At 74.9% G+C, this 4,036-nt stretch carries 2 protein-coding genes and 1 pseudogene; 2 read left to right on the top strand and 1 reads right to left on the bottom strand.

The features are described 5' to 3' along the window. A pseudogene (locus GTW67_RS20030) lies at positions 1-459 on the bottom strand (hypothetical protein); the annotation flags it as partial. A gap of 308 nt (positions 460-767) precedes the next feature. Between GTW67_RS20030 and GTW67_RS20025 the strand changes: the two are divergent. Both GTW67_RS20025 and GTW67_RS20020 read left to right on the top strand, forming a co-directional pair. Further along, positions 768-2,111 carry an aminotransferase class III-fold pyridoxal phosphate-dependent enzyme gene (locus tag GTW67_RS20025; protein ID WP_346010695.1) on the top strand — a complete coding sequence of 448 codons (1,344 nt, stop codon included), beginning with the start codon at positions 768-770 and terminating at the stop codon, positions 2,109-2,111. A 51-nt stretch (positions 2,112-2,162) separates the two neighbouring features. Then, positions 2,163-3,962: an IucA/IucC family protein gene (locus GTW67_RS20020; protein WP_161166193.1), complete on the top strand. Its 1,800-nt coding sequence runs from the start codon at positions 2,163-2,165 to the stop codon at positions 3,960-3,962. The last annotated feature ends 74 nt before the right edge of the window (positions 3,963-4,036 follow it).

Below are 4,036 nucleotides of genomic sequence, written 5' to 3'. Positions count from 1 at the left end.
GACGGCCTTGGCCGGGACAGGCGCCGGCTCCGGGTCGGTGACGCCCTGGTCACCGGAGAGGTCGCTGTCGTCGACCTCCTTGCCGGGCTCCTCGGCGTCTCGCATGCGGTCCGGGTCCCAGAGGTCCTCGATGATGGGGTTGACGTAGTCCTGCGCCTCGCGCAGCCAGTCGTCCTTGTCCCAGTTCTTCCAGGCGCCGTTCTTCCACTCGTCGACGTCGATCCCGTGTTCCTTGAGCTTGTCCTTGATGTGGTCCGGGATCCTGATCTCACCGTTGCCGCCGTCCGCCGTGGTCGCGGAGGCCGAGGCGTCGCCGCCCGCCTCGGCGTCGCCCGACTCGCAGGCGGTGGCGGTGAGCACGAGTGCGGAGACGAGGGCCACGGTGGCCGGCAGGGGGGAGGTTCTGCGCCGCCCGCCCCTGTGCCCGCGCGTGGTGAACGACGGCCGTATGGATCGCATGGTGTTGACTCCCCCAGCTTGAACGAGTGGTGCTGCGGCCGCGTTTCCCGCCGGACCCGCGTCGGGTCCGCGAGGCGTGTGCGGCGGCCTGGAACGGCACCACACACTATGCGGTCGCTGTGGGGGAGTTCCGACGGAACGGCAACGGTTGCGTCACGGCAAGGATCTTGAGGCAACCCGTAACCCGGTCAGCGGCCGGGGGTTGGTAGCGGTGGGGCCTGCTGTCCGACGCGGTCCCCGTGCCGAGGGCGGCGACGAGGGCGACACGTTTCGCGACTCGCCTCTGGACAGCGGGAGGTCAGGGAGCCGTGGCGGAGACCGGGTACGCGAAGCGGCAGGGGGCGCGCGAGTCCGCGGCCCGTACTTATGCGCGCGCCCTGCCGGTCGTGCCGGTCCGGGCGCGGGGCCTGACCATCGAGGGCGCGGACGGCCGCCGTTACCTGGACTGCGGCTCGGGCGCCGGGACACTGGCCCTGGGGCACAACCACCCGGTGGTCCTTGAGGCCATCCGCAAGGTGCTCGACTCCGGTGCGCCACTACAGGTCATGAACCTCACCACCCCGGTGGAGGACGCCTTCGTCACCGAGTTGCTGCACACGCTGCCGCCCGGACTGGCCGACCACGCGCGCGTGCGGTTCTGTGGACCGGGCGGGACGGACGCGGTCTCCGCCGCCGTCGCACTCGTCCGCGCGGCCACCGGACGGACCCGGGTGCTCGCCTTCACCGACGACGGCACGGCGACCGGCGATTCGGGGACACCGGGTGACGCCGACGGCGCAGGGCTCGTACGGCTGCCGTACCCGGAGGACCACCGCTCGCGAGCAGGCGGCGAGCGCGGTGCCGAACTCGCTGTCCGCCGGGCCGAGTCCGCGCTCGACGACCGCCGGCCCGAGCAGGCGCCGCCCGCAGGGCTGATGCTCCGGCCGGTGCACGGCGGGGACGGGGTGATTCCCGCCCCCGACGCCTGGATGCGGTGCATGCGGCGGATCACGGCAGAGCGGGCCGTACCGCTGATCGCCGACGAGACCGAGACGGGAGTCGGACGGACCGGAGCCTTCTGGGCGGTGGAGCACAGCGGGATCACCCCCGACGTCCTCGTCCTCTCCAAGGCGATCGGCGGCAGCCTGCCACTGGCCACGGTCGTCCACCACGAGGACCTGGGCGCGGGGGACTTCGGTGCCGGTGCCTTCCGCGGCAACCAACTCGCCCTGGCCGCGGGCACGGCCACCCTGGCGTACGTCCGCGTCCACCGGCTCGCCGAGCATGCCCGCGCCCTGGGCGCCCGCATGATGGCCCGACTGCGGGGCCTGGCCGAGGAGTTCCCCTGCGTCGGTGAGGTGCGGGGCCGGGGGCTGATGATCGGCATCGACCTGGTGGACGCCGAGCACGGCACCGCTTGTCCCGAGACCGCCGCCGCCGTCCAGCGGGAGTGCCTGCGCCGCGGGCTCATCGTGGACCGCGCCGGCCCGTCCGCGAGCGTCGTACGCCTGCTGCCGCCACTGACCATCACCGAGGAACAGGCGACGGCGGTGCTGGACCGGCTGGCCGACGCGGTCGGGGCGGTTGCGGTGGCCCCGGCACCCCGCATCCGCCATGCCTCGTCATCCCGCACACCACATGCCCCGGCCCCCGGACCGGGCGCTCCACGCTGAGCCCCGCCGCCCACGACGCCGCCCGACACAGCACGTCATCAAGGACCCGCGTTGCACACCACCCCCGCACCCGCCACCGCCTCCGTCCCGGGGTCCCGGGCCCACCCGGCCCCGGACATCCCCGACCCGCACCTCACCGCACAGACCGCCGCCGTGGGGAACCTGCTGCGCTGCTGGACCCGCGAGGCCGGCCTGCCGGCGCCGGACGACGGCCTCCTGCACATCCCCCTGCCGGCCAGCGGCACCGCCCTGGTCGTCCCCGTCGCCTACTGGTCCCCGACCGGCCTGCACCGCTTCGGCCCCCCGCGCCTGGCCGGCGCCCCCGCGTCCGCACCGGCGCCGGACGCGGTGGCCGTCGCCGCGCTCCTCGCGAGGGAGACCGCCCGGGAGGCGGGACCCCACGGCACCGATCTCGTCGCGCGCGTGGCCGACTCCGTCCGCCGGACCGCCCTCTTCCTCCGCGAGCGCGCGGAACGCCCCGGCGACACCCCGGACCTCTTCCTCGCCGCCGAACAGGCCCTCCTCCTCGGGCACCCCCTCCACCCCACGCCGAAGAGCCGCGAAGGGCTCACCGACGCCGAAACCCTGCTGTACTCACCCGAACTCCGCGGCTCCTTCCCGCTGCACTGGCTGGCCGTCGCGCCCTCCGTACTCGCCACCGACTCGGCCTGGACCGAGCGCGGACGCCCGGTCAGCGCGGCCCTGCTCACCGCACGCCTCGCCGGCCCGGGCCTCGCCCTGCCCGACGGCTACGCGGCCCTGCCCCTGCACCCCTGGCAGTTCCGCGAGGCCCGGCACCGCCCCGGGACGCGGGCCCTGCTGGACGCCGGCCTGCTGCGGGACCTCGGCGCCCACGGCGACCCCTGGCACCCCACGTCCTCCCTGCGCACCGTCCACCGCAGCGCCGCGCCGGCCATGCTGAAGCTGTCCCTGGCCCTGCACATCACCAACTCCCGCCGGGAGAACCTGCGCAAGGAACTCCACCGCGGCGTCGAGGTCCACCGGCTGCTGCGCGCCGGCCTGTCCCGGCGGTGGCGGGCCGCGCACCCGGACTTCGACATCGTCCGCGACCCGGCCTGGATCGCCGTCGACGCACCGGACGGCACACCCGTGCCGGGGCTCGACGCCGTCGTCCGGCACAACCCGTTCCGCCCCTCGGACGACGTCTCCTGCGTCGCCGCGCTCGTCGCGCCCCGGCCGGCCGACGGCGCGGACGGGACCGGCCCGGCAGCGAGGTCCCGGCTCGGTGAGATCGTCACCCGGCTCGCCAGGCGCACCGGCCGCCCGCGCGGCGCGGTCGCCGCCGAGTGGTTCCTGCGGTACCTCGAACACGTCGTCCGCCCCGTGCTGTGGCTGGACGCGGAGGCCGGCATCGCCCTGGAGGCGCACCAGCAGAACACGCTGCTCCTGCTGGACACCGACGGCTGGCCCGCCGGCGGCCGCTACCGCGACAACCAGGGCTACTACTTCCGCGAGTCCCGCCGCACGGAACTCGACGCCCGGCTGCCCGGCATCGGCACCCGCAGCGACACGTTCGTCTCCGACGAGGTCACCGACGAGCGCTTCGCCTACTACCTCGCCGTCAACAACGTGTTCGGCCTCGTCGGAGCCCTCGGCTCCCAGGGCCTCGCCGACGAACGGCTGCTCCTCGCCGCCTTCCGCCGCTTCCTCGGCCGCCTCGCCTCGGGCCCGGCCCCGCTGCGCGGCGCGCTGCCCGCCCGGCTGCTCGACTCGCCCGTCCTGCGCTGCAAGGCCAACCTGCTGACCCGCCTGCACGGACTCGACGAACTCGTCGGCCCGGTCGACACCCAGTCCGTCTACGTCACGATCACCAACCCCCTGCACTCCTGAGCACCCGCGACCACCCCCGACCCGAACTTCCGCAAGGAGCGACACCGTGGCTTCCACCGACGCGCGCCCCGACG

Origin of the sequence: Streptomyces sp. SID5910, from assembly GCF_009862125.1 — a bacterium.
In the GTDB taxonomy this organism is placed as follows: Bacteria; Actinomycetota; Actinomycetes; order Streptomycetales; family Streptomycetaceae; genus Streptomyces.
This window is presented reverse-complemented; position numbering and strand designations above follow the sequence as displayed.